7 protein-coding genes are annotated in these 16,729 nt (G+C 70.4%); 5 read left to right on the top strand and 2 right to left on the bottom strand.

Annotation, left to right across the window (positions count from 1 at the left end; genetic code table 11):
- The first annotated feature begins 32 nt into the window (after positions 1–32).
- From CVV72_RS38570 to CVV72_RS38590, 5 genes are all read left to right on the top strand, one after another.
- Positions 33–686: a helix-turn-helix transcriptional regulator gene (locus CVV72_RS38570; protein WP_219149438.1), complete on the top strand. Its 654-nt coding sequence runs from the start codon at positions 33–35 to the stop codon at positions 684–686.
- A complete protein-coding gene (locus CVV72_RS38575) occupies positions 686–2,344 on the top strand; it encodes a right-handed parallel beta-helix repeat-containing protein (RefSeq protein WP_219149440.1) in 1,659 nt (552 codons plus the stop codon). Before CVV72_RS38570 ends, CVV72_RS38575 begins: the two co-directional genes overlap by 1 nt.
- Before the next feature lie 66 nt (positions 2,345–2,410).
- Positions 2,411–3,073, top strand: coding sequence for a response regulator transcription factor (locus CVV72_RS38580; protein WP_219149441.1), 663 nt, complete (start codon positions 2,411–2,413; stop codon positions 3,071–3,073).
- A 48-nt stretch (positions 3,074–3,121) separates the two neighbouring features.
- On the top strand, positions 3,122–3,493 hold the full coding sequence (locus CVV72_RS38585; protein ID WP_255632397.1) for a hypothetical protein: 372 nt from the start codon (positions 3,122–3,124) through the stop codon (positions 3,491–3,493).
- Positions 3,478–4,440 carry a DUF6177 family protein gene (locus tag CVV72_RS38590; RefSeq protein WP_219149443.1) on the top strand — a complete coding sequence of 321 codons (963 nt, stop codon included), beginning with the start codon at positions 3,478–3,480 and terminating at the stop codon, positions 4,438–4,440. Before CVV72_RS38585 ends, CVV72_RS38590 begins: the two co-directional genes overlap by 16 nt.
- Positions 4,441–4,790: 350 nt before the next feature.
- Here the strand turns inward: CVV72_RS38590 and CVV72_RS38595 are convergent, their stop codons facing one another.
- Both CVV72_RS38595 and CVV72_RS38600 read right to left on the bottom strand, forming a co-directional pair.
- The gene (locus tag CVV72_RS38595; RefSeq protein WP_219149445.1) at positions 4,791–6,866 is read right to left on the bottom strand and encodes a YrhB domain-containing protein; all 2,076 of its coding nucleotides are present in this window, start codon (positions 6,864–6,866) and stop codon (positions 4,791–4,793) included.
- A complete protein-coding gene (locus CVV72_RS38600; RefSeq protein ID WP_219149447.1) occupies positions 6,866–16,714 on the bottom strand; it encodes a toxin glutamine deamidase domain-containing protein in 9,849 nt (3,282 codons plus the stop codon). Before CVV72_RS38600 ends, CVV72_RS38595 begins: the two co-directional genes overlap by 1 nt.
- Between the last annotated feature and the right edge of the window lie 15 nt (positions 16,715–16,729).

A 16,729-nucleotide genomic window follows, 5' to 3' on the forward strand; every position in this document is an offset into this window, starting at 1 on the left:
CACCGCGCCGGGGGAAGAGGGAGGTACCTGCGATGACCGTGCAGACCGGCCAGCTCAGCCTGGTCACGGGAACGGGCCAGGGCGGCGACCGGGCGGGGCTCGGCGAGCTGCTCGCGGAAGCGACCGGCGAGGTGCTCGTGATGAGCACGGGAACGGACACCGCGTTCCAGCGGATCGCGCTCGCGAACGTGCGTCCCGGTGTACGCCACAAGGTGCTCTTCCCCGACTCCGCGCGGATGTCCGGCGCGCTCAACCGGCTGTCGCGGGCCGGGGCCGAGGTGCGGACCGACGCCGAGGTCCCGATGGACGCGCTGGTGATCGACCGGACCTCGGTCGTCCTTCCCGCGGAGGGCAGGCAGGCCGGTTCCGCGGTGTTCCGGCTGCCCGGCGTGGTCACCGCGACGGTCGGGTTGTTCGAGCGGATCTGGCAGGCCGCCGCGCCGCTCGTCCCGCTGGACCTCCCGGAGCCGGAAAACGCTTCGATACTGACCGGCCGCGAGCAGGAGCTGCTGACGCTGCTGTTCTCCGGCACGACCGACGAATCCGCCGCCGCGCGGCTCGGCATCTCGGTGCGCACGGTGCGGCGGATGGTCGCCGACATCATGAACCGGCTCGGCGCCCGCAGCCGCTTCCAGGCGGGGGCCAAGGCGGTCGACCGCGGCTGGCTGATGGCGAAGGCGGGTTGATGACCACCTCGACCCCCGGCCGCGCCATGCTCGTCGCGCGACGGCCCGGTGCCTTCCCGACCATCGGCGACGCGCTGCTCGAGGCGTCCGACGGCGCTGTCATCACCATTGACGGCGGTGAATACGCGGAGACCGTCGAAGTGACCGGTCGCCGGGTGACCTTGGCCGCGGCGAAGGGGGCCAGCGTGGTCATCGACGGCCGTGGCGCCGACCGTCCGGTCTTCCGCGCGACCGGCGGAGCGCTCGTCCTGCGGGGGATCGAACTGCTGGCCGACACGTCGTCCGCGGTCGTGGCCGACGACACCGAGCTGGTCATGGACCGCTGCACCGTCTCCGGCGGGCGCGGGCCCGCGGTCATGCTCCGCGGGACGGTGGCCTTCGCCGTGACCGGCTGCGTGATTTCGTCCGCGGAGCAAGGGATCACCGTCGACGGCGCGCCGGGAAGGATCGAGGACACGACCGTCGAAGACGTGGCCGGTGACGGGATCACCATCGGGTCCGGCGCCGATCCAGTCGTCCGCAACTGCACCGTGACCGGCTGCGGGTTGCGCGGGTTCTACGTCTACCAGTACGCCCGGCCCGTCATCGAGGGCTGCGCGATCTCGAACGCCGGCCACGAAGGCATCGCCGTGGCGCACCACAGCGCTCCCGTGCTGAAGCGGTGCACGGTCAACGAGGTGGGCGGGTCGGGGATCGCGTTCGGCCCCGGCTGCGGGGGTTCCGTCACCGCCTGCCGGGTCGAGAACACCGCCGAACCGGGGATCGCGATCGCGGAGAGCGCGACCGCGACCGTCACCGCGGCGGCGGATTCGGCGGGGCGCGGTACTTCCGGCGACTTCGAACTCGACGACATGCTCGGCGAACTCGACGCCATGATCGGCCTGCCGGGGGTGAAGGAGGAGGTGCGCGCGCTCGTGGACGAACTGCAGGTCAACGAATGGCGCCGCCGGGCGGGGCTGCCGATCGGCGCGGCCGCGCATCACCTGATCTTCGCCGGCGCGCCGGGCACCGGGAAGACCACGGTCGCCAGGATCTACGGCAAACTGCTGAAGGCGCTGGGAATCCTGCCGCGGGGACAGTTCTGCGAGGTCTCGCGCCGGGATCTGGTCGGGCAGTACATCGGGCACACCGCGGAGAAGACCGCCACCGTGTTCGAAAAGGCCAAGGGTGGCGTCCTCTTCATCGACGAGGCGTACACGCTGTCGCGGCTCGCCGGTTCCGGTGGCGACTTCGGCCAAGAGGCGATCGACACCCTGGTGCCGCTGATGGAGGAGCACCGCGACGAGGTGGCGGTGATCGTGGCCGGGTACACCGGCGAGATGGTCGACTTCCTCGCCGCCAACCCCGGTCTCGCGTCCCGCTTCGGCAAGACCATCGAGTTCGAGAACTACAGCCCCGGCGAACTGCTCTCCATCTTCGGGCGCATGGTGTCGGCGGGAGACTACGCACTCGATCCCGACGCCGCCCCGGTGCTGACCGAGTATTTCCGGCTCGTTTCCGGCGACGTCAACTTCGGCAACGCGCGGGACGCGCGCAAGCTGTTCGAAGGGGCGCGCAAGGCGCAGGCGCAGCGGTTACGGCTGCTGGGCCGGATGCCGACCGTCGAGGAACTGCGCGCGTTGCACGTGGCCGACGTGGAGGTCGCGACCACACGCTGACGCCCGGACGCCGTACTGAAGGTCGATCGCGGACACGGGTTCACCGACAGCCAGTAAGGTGCCGGTGTGCGGGTGCTGGTGACCGAGGACGACGAGAACTTGCGGGTGGCGCTGGAATTCGCCCTGCGCGGCGACGGGTTCGCGGTGGACACCGCCCCCGACCTGCCGGGCGCGGACGAGGCGCTGACGGTGAACGCCTACGACTGCGCGGTGTTCGACCGGATGCTGCCATCGGGTGACGCGCTGGCCTACGTGCGCGGCAGGCGAGGTGCCGGGTGGCAGTTGCCCGTGTTGTTCCTCACCGCGCGCGACAGCGTGGCCGACCGCATCGACGGCCTGCGGGTCGGCGGAGGCGACTACCTCGTGAAGCCGTTCGCCATGCCGGAACTGATCGCGCGGGTGCGCAGCCTGTGCCGCCGCGACATGTCCGGGCAGGCGGTGATCCTGCGGTGCGCCGACGTCGAACTCGACACCGGCAGGCACCAGATCTCCCGTGCGGGCGTGCTGCTCACCGTGACCCGCAAGGAGTATCTCGTCATGGAGCGGCTGATGGCCGCGGCCGGGCGGCCGGTCTCGCGACGGGAACTCATCCGGTACGCGTGGGACGAGATGGCGGACCCGGCGTCGAACGTGCTGGACGTCGTGATCGCCCGGCTGCGGCGGAAGCTCAAGGATCCGCCGTTGATCCATACCGTCCGGGGGTCAGGGTACCGGATGGCGCCGCACTGATCGGATCCGGCAGGTTCCGGCCAGCGGCGCGCACGGCACGCTCGTCCGGTGTCTGATCGGCAGGTGACCTTCGACATCATCGGCCTGTGCGCGGACCGGCCGGATCCGGTGACCGCCGTCGAGTCGGTCCTGCCGCTGAGCGGCGGGCTGACCGTGTCCACAGTGGAGGGTGGGCCGGTGGTCCAGCTCTGTCACCCCGGCGGGCGGCTGCTGCTGAGCATCGAGGACGCCCGGCTCGTGCGCGTCCCGGGCGAGGTGCGGCGGTTGCTCGGCATCGACGTCGGGATCGAGCTCCCGCATCCGGTGTGGTGGGTGGAGAGCCGTGCTCCCGAAGCGGACCCGGAGGCGGAAGCCGTCGCCAGGGCGTTCACCGAGGCGCTGGTGGGCGGGACCGGAGGGTTGGCGTGGTCGAGCAGGTGACCGGGCATCCCGCCGCGGATTGGGCGACCTCGGAGGCACTGGTCGTCGAACAGTCCCGCGGTGTCGTGCCCGCTTCCTCGTGGTTGATCGACGCGGCGCGTTCGGCCTCGCGGAGCAAGCGGGTTCTCCAGCTGCTCACGCCCGAGGACAGCAGGCTCACCTACCCGATGGAGTTGTTGCTGCGGGACGCCGCGGCCGAGTGGGTCGTGCAAGAGGACGCCGACCGTTACCGCGACGGGATTCGCGGCGTTCCGATGACCTGGACCGGAACGCGTTTCGCCCGCGATCCGGGCGGACGGGCCGCCGCCCCGGTGGAGCCGGAGATCGCCTCCGGCGACGTCGAGGTGCGGATCACCACCGTGCACCCGGCCGCCGAGCCGCACCGGCTCGGTTCCGCCGCCGAAGCCGTCCTGCGGGCGTTCACCGGTGGCGCGCCCGACGGCTGGGGGGACGCCGAACCCGCCACCTTGCCGTGGTCGGCCGACGAGATCACCGCGTACTGCCGGAACCGCGCGCCCGGACGCACCCCGCTGGTCGTGGTCGGCGGTGAAGTGACCGGGCAGCTGCGCGTGTCGCCCACGGACGAAGGGACGATCGAGGAGACCAGGCTCAGCGGGCCCGAGTCCGGGAAGCTGCGGCCGGAGGATCTCACGGCGTTGGCCGAGCAGGTCTCCGGCAGCGCGCGGCTGATGCTGGCCGCGGTGCATCCCGGCAGGCGGGGCGGTTTTCGCGGGAGCCGCCCGACCCGGCCCGCCCTGCCCTACGGACTCCTTGTCGGACAGGAGATAGTCGCGGCTCGCGGGGTAGGCCACGCCGAGCGGGCCCCGGCCGCGCGGGTCACGCTCCTCGGGTCCGCCGCCTGGTGCACGATGGACGGCGGTCGGCGGCCGCCGTACGAACAGCTCGCCGACCTGCTCCGTCACTTCGGTGTGTCGGACGCGCCCTGATCGCGATGAGGGGGTCGCGAGTGGCCTGAGGGAGCCTGATGTCCGCTTGATGACGCGACACCGCACTCGCGAGTTTACGTCCTCAAGCACGCGAGTTACGCCTTGCCGAAGTACATGAAGGCCCCCTTCCTTGCGCTAGACGCAAGGAAGGGGGCCTTCATGTACTTCACGGCCGGTCGCCGAGGTCACCGTCAGAGCAGGAAAGGAGGCCCTCACTACCAGGAGAACGCGTACGCAGGAGCGACACCGACCCCGCGCCACGGCACGTTCGACTTACCCCTCAATGACCCTCTTTATCACTCACGCCCCCCCGGAAACCGCGCAAAGGCGAACACACCCGAGAGGGCCGGTCACAGCTCTCGTGGGTAACGCATCGCCCACTCCGCGGCGTAGCGCTCGTCGGCTGACGGCGGTTGCGCGGAGAAGTGCCAGAACGCGTCTCCGGCAACGGTCTCGACCAGGTCGCGTGCCTCGAGCCGGTCGAGCCACTTTTCCGGCAGTCCTGAGATACCTGCCCGCGACCCGGCGACGGCCCCGGCGATCGCGGCGGTGATCGCGCTGCCGCCGGAGCGGTCGAGCGCGGCCATCAGTGTCCACTGTGGATCGAAGAAGTGCCGGAACACCGCGGTCATCGAGCTGCCCAGCGCGTCCACGGCGGAAACGCCGGCGAACGGCTTATGGTCATCGGCGCGGACGTCGTCCCGTGCGCGCAGCGCGGTGGCCAGCGCTTCGGCCACCGGCCCCGTCGTCGCGCCGGAGTCGATCAGTCGCTTCGCGAGGATGTGCGGGGGCGCCGGTTCGGGCTGGAACAGTCCGGCGAACAGCGTCGCCACCGCCGCGGCGGCCTCCGCGGTCACTTCGTCGGCTCCGTCGCCGGAGACCAGCAGGCGGGCGACGCGCGGGGCCGTGCCGCCGCACAGCGCGGCCACGATGCCCGGCACGAGGAATCCGGCATCGTCGGCGGGGCCCGGCAGGTCCGGCGGGATCGTGCGCAGTTCCCGGACGCGGCAGAGCCAGCCGTTGTCCTGAGCGTCCTCCAGGCGTCGCCTCGCTCGTACGCCGACGGTCATCAGCCCGCTCGGCACCGCGCCACGATACGGACCGGGCAGCGCTCGCAGCATGCCCTCCGTGCAGAACAGCAACCGCCGCGTGAGCGGGCCGATCCTGAGCGCCCCGGTGTCCGCCGCCGAGCCGAGCGACTCGCCGAGGGCGAACCCGGCGAACGCGCCGGCGACACGATGCCAGGCGGACTCGCCGCCGACGGCCTCCTGGCGGAAGAACTTGCCGCCGGTCGCCACGTGCGGGCGGATCCGGCCCGCCGCGTCGTAGCCGGCGGCGAGCCCGTTGGCGTGGAGGTCGTCCGGCCAGTGCTGTCCGGAGAGGTCGTCCAGCGGGGAGTCGACCCCGGCCGGTGACACGCCATTGCGCTGTTCCCAGGCCCGGCCGAGGACGAACCGTTCGCATTCCCGCTCCGACAGTTCGTACCCGGCGGTCCTGGCCTTGGCCGCCGCTTCCGCCAGCCCGGCCGCCGGTTCGGCAGCCCCAGAGTCCGCCCTGATCCGCTCGGCCGCGACCAGCACGGACTCCGAGTACTCCGGTGAGACCTCCACCTCCCGGGTGAAAGGGAGAAGTTCCGGCCAGCGCGCCACCGTGTCCGCCAGTTCCCGCGCGCCGACCGTGTCCGACGGGAACGAACCGGGATTGATCGACAAACCGACTCCGGGAAACTCCCGGACGAACGAAAGGACGTCCGTGCGCAGCCATTTCTCCGTACCGGGCGGCAACCGGCGCCGTGAACCGAATACCCGCAGCGTGTCCGGCTCGTCCTGCCGAAGCGGCTTTTCGGTCCGGAAGTCGAGCGGGAGAAGGACTTCCGAACTCAGCAGCCCGGCGAGGTAGCGCGGGCGGTCGTACCGGTCCGCCGCCAGGAGACCGAGGAGCCGGTCCGTCGGGGTGTCCATGGGCGAGTACCCCAGCCGTTCCGGGCCGGGCCGATAGTCCGGGTTGACCCGGATCTCGCCGGTCGCGGAGCCGTCTGGAGCGTATTTGTGCCACGCCATCACGGCATTGGACCCGACGCCGAGATAGGCCACACCGCTCCGGCGGAACTCGGGTTCCAGGATCTCCCGCCAGTCGTCCTCGCCCACCACCGGCACCGGGCTGCTCGGCCCGGTCCCGTCCCGGCCGGTGTCGGGACGGCGCAACTCCCCGTCCTCACGCACGATCAGCGCCGGTTTCGGTACCAGCGAAGCCAGCCTGTCGCCGTCCAGCGCGCGGGCCGTGTCGTAGGGCACGAACCAGCCTTCGGGAACACGCAGGATGTTCGCGTGATCGACCCGGACCGCGTACTCGCCGCTCGTCAGATCGGCGGACGTACCGGTCCGCAGCCATTCCTCGACCTTCGCGGCCGCTTCCTGCGCCTGCACTACGCACCTCGTTCTCGGGGGAAATGGAGCAGCAGAATCTGCAAGGGGAATTCCTCCAGCAGCGTCAGCCAGCCCGTGAGCGGGTCGAGGAACACGACTCCGCTCGGATGGTGGGCGACCAGTGCCACATGCGATCCGGTCTTCCTGCCCTTCTGATAAAAGAAGTTCACCGCCGCCAGCGAGCCGACGGGGCGAGCCAGCATGGCCGAGATGACCCCGTCGTAACTGGCGTCGTCCACTTCCGTCCATTGCCCGCCGAGGTTGTCCGACACGTAGCTCAACGTGGCGATCTCGTCCTTGAGCTCCACCGGAACCGGCGGTGCGGTCACGTCCTCACCGAGCAGCCTTCGCAGGTAATAGACCACGGACCGAGTGCAGTTCGTGTGGAAGCCGAGCCGATCGGCCCAGTCCGTGTAATAGCCGGGATTGGTTTCCGGCAGCTGGGGGAAGTGTTCGAGGATGAAGGCGACGGCTTCCTTCCAGCGGCCGTCCACGGTGTCCGCGTCCATCGCGGGCAGCGAGTGGAGCGGCGTATCGCGGAACATCGCCGAACCGTCTTGCGGACCGGATTCCGGCGAAGGCGGGTATCGGTCGTAGGCGGGATGGCCGTTGTAGCCGAAGTCGGCGGAGAATTCCGGCAGCGAACGGTAGACGGCGTCGCCCCGAGGAGACGTCGCGACGATCTTCTCGCCCAGTTCACGACTTCTCGCGGGTTCCGGCAGGTGGAGATTCCCGGGCGGAGCGTCAGCATCGGTGTAGGGCAGCAAAGCGATCCTGGTGGGCCGCGGCGGCAATTCCATCAGTCCGCCGTCCAGCGGGTCGAGGAACACGATCCCGTGCTTGTCCCGGCTCACCTGCGCGACGTGTTTGTTCTCCGCTCCCGTGGAAGTCCTCGAATCCACGGCGATCACGGCCCGCGCGCCGACCGGCCGGTCCAGCATCGCGGAGATGACGCTGTCGTAAGCGGTGCCGTGACCGTGGTCCCATTCGCCGCCGAGCCGGTCGGAGACGTACCCGAGGCTCCCCAGCGCGGCGTCCTCCGGCCGGAGGGGCGGTGCGGTGACGTCTTCACCGAGCCTGCGGCGCTCGTGATAGACCACCGCCCGGGTGCAGTTCGTCGTGTAACCGGCCGCTACGGCGTCTTCGTCGTGGAAACCGGGATTGACCTTGCCGAGCTCCGGATGGAACTTCTCCAAGTACGCCTTGACGTCGGCAGGGCGCAGGCGCGCGGTCCCGGCGTGCAGGGCGCTCAGCTCGTTGAGCGATGTGCTCCTGAACAGTTTCGCGAAGTCGTCGGGATGTCCCAGCGCCACGGGGTTCGCGCTGTTCAGTTCGTCGAGCGTGATCGGGCGAGAGCCCCCGGCGGAGTGGAGCATGACCGGACGTTTCCCGCTCGGCGGGAATTCCGCCCAGCCGTCGCCGACGCCGTAGCCCTCGACGATCTCCTGTCCGAACCGCAGCACGGTGCCGTCCGGCAGTTCGGTACGGCGGCCCAGCACGTGCAGGTCGGACACCGGGGCCACGACCGGGGCGCCCAGCGCGACGGCGAACCGCCGTGCCCACGCCGCCGAACCGCAGGAATGCAGCCGCACCGGGCGGCCCGGCGTGTAGTACTCGCTGCGCAGTGTCGCCGCCGCGAGCTCCTCGGGGCTGGGGAGCTCGCCGTCGTCGTGCATGGTCACCACATACGGCCGGTCGGGGTCCGGCCGGTTCGCCATCATCGTCCGGAGATGCGCCTTCTGCGTCTCCGCGGCGGGGCCGACCGACATCCCCGACGGCGCGTACCGGACGTCTTGACCGTTGCTCAGCGCATGACCCGGAGACAGAGGGGCCGCCTCGGCAGGCTTTCCCTTCATGCCGGGGACATTCAGCTTCTTGACGGCGAAGATCGCCTTCTTCAGGTCCTTTTCCGCCGCTTTCAACGCCTTGTCGTAGCCGGTGGACCCTCGTCCGCGGGGAGCGCTGACCTGCCAGTAATGGTGGAGAGCCCAGTGCAGTTCGCCGAGCACCTGCCCCAGTTTCGCGTCCTGACCGGCGGGCTCACGCCATTTCGGTGCGCTTTCGCGCCGGTAGCGGTCGATGACCCGCTCGATTTCGTTGAGCGCCGAGGTGATGTTCCCGGCCTGGGCACCCGTCCGCCGGGTGGCGTTGAGCTGGTGGTAGCGGGTGATCGCGTGCTTCAGCCCGGTGAGTGCGTCTCTGACCTGGTCGGTGGCCGAATCCGGCCAGCGCCAGCCCGCCGCGGTCGCCTCCTGGTGACGCGCGATCGCGTTCCGCAGGTCGGTGACCGCGGCCCGCATCGCGGGAGAGGACGGTTCATGCCGCTTCGGATCCCGGAGAGCCTCATAGCGGTCGATGGCCTTGTGCACCGCGGCTTCGTCACCCGTCGCGCGTGCGCCGGGGGCGGACGGCTCCCGGTACCGGCGGATGGCCTCGTCCACGGCGCCGAGCGCCGCCCGCACGTCCGAGGTGCGGGGACGACGCCAGGTCGGGGCACTCCGGTCCAGGTAGCGCGCGGCGGCGTTGTCCACTTTGGACAAGCTCTCCCTGGCCGCCTGGACGGTCGCGGGCGGCTCGAGATGCCTCGGTCCGTTCAGCTGGTATTCGTGCATGGCGTCGTTCAGCGCGGCGATCGTCGTCTGGGCAGGTCCGGCGCCGTACTCGCCGACGGCGTCGAGATGCGTCACTGCCCGGCCCGCGAGGTCGCGGACGCTTTCCAGCAGGCCCAGTCGCTTCGCCAGCGTCGACCAATCACCCGAGCGGACGGCCAGTTCGCCCCCTTCCGCTTGGACCGACCGGCGGATCTCGTCGAGCGCGGCCTTCGCCTGGTTCCGCACCGACTGGTCGTGCCAGCGGTCACCTTCGATCCGCAGCGGCCCGAGTTCGTCGAAAGGCGTCGCCCGGGAGGCGACCTCGACGTTTCGCGTCAGCATTCCCCAGACGTCCGACAGGAGGGCGAGCACGTCGGTACGACCTGCCCGCGCCGCGTCGTCCGCGATCGACAGGAGGGGATCGGACAGCCGTTCGGTGAGGAAATCGGCGAGGGCGGTGGCATCACGTTCGAACTCGGCGAACCCTTTCACCGCGTCGGCGTCGGCCTTCTTGTTCCTCGCGGCCAGTTCGACCTGCCGATGCCGCCACTTGTCCCGGCCCACCCAGCCACCGGTGGCCAGCGCGGTCAGCGCGGCCACCGCGTAGGAGAGGTCGAGACCGAGTGCCAGCGCGGTGGCGGCGGAGCCCAGGCCGCCGAGGACATAGAGGCCGCGCCAGATGTGCTTGTAGTCGGACTTCGTCACCGAGCCCGGCCTTTCGGCGGGAATCGGTGAGGGCGGAGGCACGGTCTCCACCGGCCGCGCCGGAACTTGAGCCGCCGATTCGGTCCCGCCGAACAGCCGGCGGAGCAGGCCCGGCCGCTGTGCCACGGCGTCGTCCGCCGCGGTACGGGCGGCTTCCAGCGCGGCCAGCTGTGCGGCGAGCAGCGACTGTTGTTTGGCTTGCTCCGCTTCGAACTTGGCCCGTTTGTCGACCGCCGTCCTGGCGACCTTGTTGATCATCTCGATCTTGTCCACCCGGTTGATCAACGGGACCGCCGGGAGCGCGAACAACGCCTTGCCGATGCCGTAGTCGAGCATGGCTTCGTAGAAGGTGACCTTGAATGCCGCGTCCGGGTCGAGCGGCTTCGATTCCGACGGCGGCACCGCCTGCTTCACGGTCTGGACCGGCCCGTCGAGGCCTTCGGGCAAGGTGGCGCGCATCGGCAGGTTCGGGTCCGCGTACGCCGGTCCGGGGACGGGGTCCGGCGCGTCGGGGACCGGACGGCCGCTCACCGCGCGTGCCAGGTCGCGGTCCGCTTTGTCTTCGGCGTGGTAGGCCTCGGGCAGAAGCCTCCTGGCGTTGCGTTCGCCCGCCCGCAGTTCGGTGTTCACCTTGGTGCGCGCCCTTTTCCAGTGCAGAAGCGGTGCCACGATGGCCGTCACCCCGCCGCCGATGGCGAGGCCCAGCCGGGTCGACGTCGCCAGCTCCAGTACCGGCAGCATGCTCACGCTGACCGCCGTGGCGGGTGGGACGCCGTACCGCAAGTAGAAGTTCCGCAGTTTCTGGGTGCCGGATGAGCTGGATCCCTCCGGCGATTTGACCGCCGCCAGATCCGGGCCGTGTCCTTCCGGCAGCCCCATGCGTCGCAGCAGCAGGCGTTGCCGGTCGGTGGGCCGGAACACGCCCTCGAACTGTCGTTGCGCGTCCAGATGTTTCCTCAGCGCGGCGAGGGCCGCGTCGTCCCTGCTCTCGTGACCGCGGGCGAGAAGTCCGGCGGCCACGGCGGCGAGGAAGGTGGTCAGGCCGGCGGCGACGGCGGCGGGCACGCTGCCCATGGCGGCGAGCACCCCGCTCGAGGCCAGGCCGGGGGCGACCGTGCCGCTGAACTGGGCGAAGAGGTGGTCGGCGGTGGTCGCGATCCCGAACGGATCGTCGAGCGGACCGAGATGCCGCCACACCACCGGTGCGGCCGGATGGTTCTCCAGCGCGGCCGCCCGGTGCGCGAAATCGGGATGGTTCGGATTCAGGCCGAGCTCGTCCAGGAGGCCGCTGAGCTCGTCCCGCAACCGTCGTTGCCGCCAAGGATTCGCCCAGGAACGGCTGATCGCCCGGTCGAGCGCGGCGACGTGCGCCAGACTCTCGTGATCGGTGGGGGTCAACGTGGCCGGGCCGCTGAGATCCCCGGTCCGATCGAGGTAGCGCCGGGGGAACGCCGGGGTCGTTCCCTCGATCGCGAAACCGGTCAGCCGTGTTTCGAGATCAGCGCGCTGCTGCGTGGTCATCTTGCCGAGCAGCTGGGGAAGTTTCCGCACGGCGGGAGGCTTCTTCTTGTCCCGCACCTGGGCGACGGCCGCGGCCAAGGTGCCGGCGGCGTTCAGTCCGCGAGCGTGGACACTCGCGAGCGCCAGGCGTTCGGCGGCGCTCAGCTCTCGCCACACGGTGAAAGGGATTCCCGGCGGCGGCAGGGGCGAGGACGTCGGCGTGACGGCCTTGGCACCCGATTCGGGCAGCCGGGCCGGAAGATCCGGGTCCGGTCGCCGTGACCCGCCGAGCGTCACCGGTCCGGACGGATCCGGGGAGGGCGGCGGGGGTGGTTCGGGCGGGTCCGGTGGTTCGGGCCGGGGATACCTGGTCGTGAACCCGTGCGGATCGGCCTTGAAGGCTTCGACGACGGGGTTGCCGATCTTCGGGCCGCCCGCCACGGCATCGCGGATCCGGGCGAGGTCACGTTCGTGGCTCACGCCGATCGCCATCAGCTGCTGGAACAGCGCCGCTTTGTACGCCGGGGCGAGGCCGCCGAACTCGACCTGGATCACGCGGCTCAGCTGATCCCAATCCCTTGCCAAGGGCGACAAACGTGGCAGATCCGAAACGTCGCGGCGCAACTCTGGAGGCACGATCGACTTCTCCGCCTCGGCGCGCATCGCCTCGGCCACGAGGATCTCCCCGCTGCGGCCCTGGAATTCATGAGCCGCCTGGAAGAGGGCTTCGGCCCACTGCCGCGCGGCTCCTGCCCCGGCGACGACGGAAGCCGGATCCTGCAGTCCGTGCACCGCGAACTCGTGCATCATGGTGGTGAGGAATTCGGCCATCCCGAGCAAGGGGCGGATCAACCCGGTGCCGGAATCCGGCATGAACACGCCGTCGCGCCTGCTGTCGATCCCGAGCAGAGCCCCGAAGATCCCGTCGATGTCCACACCCGGGTAGCGCTGGTTCAGCGCCGCTCTGTCCAACGGCACCGCGAGAGCGGCGGCCCTGGTGGCGTAATCCAGTCCCGGCGCGCCGAAGATCGATTCGAACCAGTGCGCCACGATCGCCTGGGTCACGACGTCGAAGTGACCAGCCTCGGTGACCGAGGGCTGGAGGGTCCGCAGGCGATGGGGATCCAGCAGGTCGAACCGGATGGCGTCGCGCCACGCGGGGACGGGCGAATCGGCGTGCGCCCTGGCGTATTCGCGCAGGGATTCGCTGAACGCGCGCAGTTTTTCGAGCACCGGTCGCACGTCGTCGGTCCGGTTCGCCTCGTCGATCGTTTCGCGGAGGCCGCCTGCACGTACGACGAAGTCCGCCCATGCCGCCATCCGTCGCTGGAATTCGGCGGTCGAGATCGTGCCTTGCGCCAAGGCCTGCTCCAGCCGACCCCGGGCCGCGGGCGCCGCGGCTTCGACCCGAGCCGGAAGGTTCGACGGCGAGGCGACACCACCGGGCATGAGGAACGTCGTCGCGAGCCAGAGTTTCTTGTCGAGCGAGTATTCGGGATCGGACAGCAGGGTGACCAGATCGCGATGGTGCTTCGGGTCGCTTTGCTGAAGCTGATCCAGCTTGGCACGAAGCTCGGGAAGTTCGGGGGCGTAGTCGTCCATCGCCGCGACCTTCGCCCGGTCCTCGGGGGTCAGCTCCTTGTCGGTCCCGATCCCGAACGCCACATTGTCGAGGTGTGCTTCCCGCGGATGCTCCCGCGCGGCGGATTCGGCGGCGGCGTTCCACTCCTCCAGCGCGGCGGCCTCCGCTCGCTGAGCGCTTCGTTCGATGGCGCCGTCGATGTACTCCTGGACGCCCTCCGGCTGCGGCCACGGAACCTGTCGCGCCGGATCGGACCAGTGCTCCCAGGGCCGGAACGCGGGGGCGGGCCGGTCCCTCGCGGCCCGGAGTTGATCCGCCGGAACCTCTGGGTCCTTGGGTAGCTCCGCGATCTCCGGATCGCGAGGCAGCGCGCGGATTTCGGGTTCCTTCGGCAGCTCGCGGATCTCGGTTCCCTCGATGGCCACCCGGACTTCGGGGTCCGTTGGCAGTTCCCGGATCTCCGGTTCCTTCGGCAGCTCCGGAATCTCGGGTTTAGCGGGAGCGACCGGCTCCTTTTCGGGGCCAGGTGGGAGTTCCGGTGACGGCTCGATGCCGGGAGTCCGCAGAGGGGTGGGCAGCGCCGGGCCGGGCTTCGGCGGTGTCGGTGCGGGGGAGCCAGGGGAAGGGGCGGCAGGCCGGCCGACCTTGGGTGGCTCTTCCCAGCCGACACGCGGCGATGCGGGATCGCCGAAGCGGGGTGGCTCGTCCCAGCCGACGTGGGGTGGTTCCGCCCGGCCGACCCGTGGCGGCTCGGCCCAGCCCGGATTCATCCGCGAGGGCTCCACCGGTTTCCCCGGTCCGGTGCCGTGGCCCGGCAGGATCTCCTCTCGTGGCACCGGAGTCACCGTCATCGGGCGCAGGGGCTCCGGGGTGCCGTCCGGATGCAGGATGACCGGTTTGTTCGGGATGGATTCGACGGTCCGCGGCTCGGGCCGCGCGGCTTCGCGGACCGGAGCTTCGACCCGGGCCTTGGCGGCGGCCGGAGCGCTGTCCGGACGCGTGACCTTTTCGACGACCGGCTCGGCGACCTGCGGACGTGCTTCGAGCAGGACGCCACTCCGCGCGGGCTCGGCATGGACCGCGCCTCCGGAGCCGGACGGATGCGGCCCTGGCGAAGGACGATCAGGGTTTCCGGCTCCCGTGCCCGGCGAACCTTCGTCCCATGGTCCGCCGCCGTCCTCGTGTGCTTTGCGGTACTCGTCCGGAAACCGTTCCTTGGCGAACTCGTCGAGTGACATCCGCCGAGTCGGATTCGACGTGGATTCGGGCCGGTCCGGCCCCGGAGTGTCGTGTCTGCCTTGTTCCTTGTTCCGGTCCGGATGCTTGTCGTTGCCGTTCGGCCTGCCGGTTTCGCTTTCCGGGTGCGCCCCGCGGTTCTGGGGTAGTTCTTTCGAGCGGACTCCTGTGTCGGGCCGGGTGGTCGTGTCGCGGGGTGGCTCGTGCCTTCCTGGTTCCTTGGTGCGGCCCGGGTTTCCGTCCGGGCTTTTGTCGCCGCCGGTCGGTGGGCCGCTTTCGGGGTGCGCGCCGCGGTTGTGGAGTACTTCGGTCGATCGGGGGCCGCCGCGTGGTCGGGTGGCCGCGTCGCCGGGTGACCCGTGCCCGCCCCGGACGGATTCGGCGAACGCCGCGTGCTGTGACCACGCCTTGACGACGTGGTCCGGGTAGACGACGCCACCGGCGGCCCGCTGCGCTTCCTCGTAGAACTTCCGTTCCATCCGGGCCAGTTCGCGGTTTTCGTACAGCCGCCTGAGTTCCTCGGCGGACGGCTTGGGCGGCGTCCCGCGCTCCGCCCCTGGGGTGTCGGCTCGTTTCGCCGCGTCGCCCGCGGTCGTGTGCATCGGTGCCGCGGCCGCGGGTGCTTCCCTGCCCGGTGTGCTCGCCGGTGCGTCGGCACTCCGGGTCTGCGCGGCCTCGGCGCCGTGTCCCGACGGCTGACCGCTGTTGCCGTGCTGACCGTCGGCCCTGATGGCGGGCGCGTGGTCCGCGGCAGGCGACGACGGCGGCGTGCCTCCGGGGGTGTCCTGGTGTGGTTGCGGCTGCCGCGGCTCAGAAGAACCGGGGGAGGGGTCATGGCGGGCAGGGGGCGGTTCGGCGGAGGACGGGGCCGGATCTCGTCTGAGGCTTTCGGGACCGTCTGCTTTGGACACCGGCGTCGGCTCGGTGCGCGGTGGCACCGGGGTTCCGTCGGGAAGCCGTTCACCACGACCACCGGACGGAGGCGAAGGTTCCCGCGTCGGCGGAGGCCCGTCGTGCGGCGGTTTCGGCTCGGGCAGGGCTTCGGGATGCGGCGTCTGTGGTGTCGGCGGTTTGGTGGGGCCGGGTCCGTGCGGTTCGGGAGCGCCGGGGCCGCGCGAGCCGGCGGCGGGAACCTCGGCGGGACGGTCGTGGATCGCACGCGCGACGTCGGGAGTGACCGAGGGAGGCAGCACACCGGGCTTGGGTTTGGCGGTGTCACCGAGCTTGTCGATGACCTTGATCGCCCCATGCGTCAAGGTGAACTTCCCGACGCGGTCACCGAATTTGATGATCTTCGGCGCGTTCGCGACCTTCCCCGCCAGCTTGAGGGCGGCACCCGCGCCGCGGGTGGGACCGAGCAGGCCGATGACCATTCCGGCGGTGTAGCCCGCGGCGTGCCAACGGGCCGCGCCGCCTTCATCGGTCCAGTTGTCGTAGTCGATGAAGGCCTTTCCCGCCTCGGTCAGGGTTTCCCCGAGCACGCCGTCGAACAGCATGTCGTCGATCTGCCGGTCGAGATCGTTCGGCATGGAGTACAGCGCCAAGGCACCGAGCAGCTTCGTCATATGGCCCCACGCGACTTGGGCGTTGAACACCGACCAACTGCCGTCCTCGCCGCGGCCGAACAGGCCCAAAAGCGCCTTGCCCTGGTCCTTCGCGGATTTCCAGAGCCCACTGAGAAGGTTGTTGCTCACGGCCTCGGGCTGCGGGCGGGTGGACGGATCCTTGACCCATCCGGCGTGGTCGATCACCGTCTTCTGGACGTTCTCGGCGACGTTCCGGGCGAAGTCCGCCTTCTTCCGCCTCGCGTGTGACGGGATGTCGAAACCGAGCGCGGTGTACTGCCAGCTCAGATCCTCGACGTAGTCCTTGATGGTGGACTTGGCGCTTTCGAGAACCGCGGCGTAGTACTCGTATTCGCCGGCCATACCCTCCATCGAGGCGATGATCTGGCGGAATCCCTGGTCGCCGTTCGTCCTCGTGATGAAGTTCCGCATGTAGCCGCCGGCCGCGTCCGGCCAGGTGCCGCCCCCGCCCGGCTGGTGGATCTTCCCGGCGACACCGTCCACGACGTTCAGAGAGGCCTCGAAAGTGTCCTTGGCCTTGCGCCAGCGCGCGGCCTGCTCTCTCGCGAGGGTCTCACTGTCCGGGGGCCAGCCCTCGTGGGCGGGCAGGAGCGCGCGGACCGCGCGCCACAGGTCGCAGTTCGGTTCCGGGACGTCGCCGTCAGCCATACTCGCCGGAACCTG

Origin of the sequence: Amycolatopsis sp. TNS106 (assembly GCF_019330265.1) — a bacterium.
Lineage (GTDB): Bacteria > Actinomycetota > Actinomycetes > Mycobacteriales > Pseudonocardiaceae > Amycolatopsis > Amycolatopsis lurida.

What these genes read in the sequence shown, in the direction of transcription:
- CVV72_RS38570 (WP_219149438.1), top strand. Translation starts at nt 33, where the DNA reads ATGACCGTGCAGACCGGCCAGCTCAGCCTGGTCACGGGAACGGGCCAG.
- CVV72_RS38575 (WP_219149440.1), top strand. Translation starts at nt 686, where the DNA reads ATGACCACCTCGACCCCCGGCCGCGCCATGCTCGTCGCGCGACGGCCC.
- CVV72_RS38600 (WP_219149447.1), bottom strand. Translation starts at nt 16,714, where the DNA reads ATGGCTGACGGCGACGTCCCGGAACCGAACTGCGACCTGTGGCGCGCG.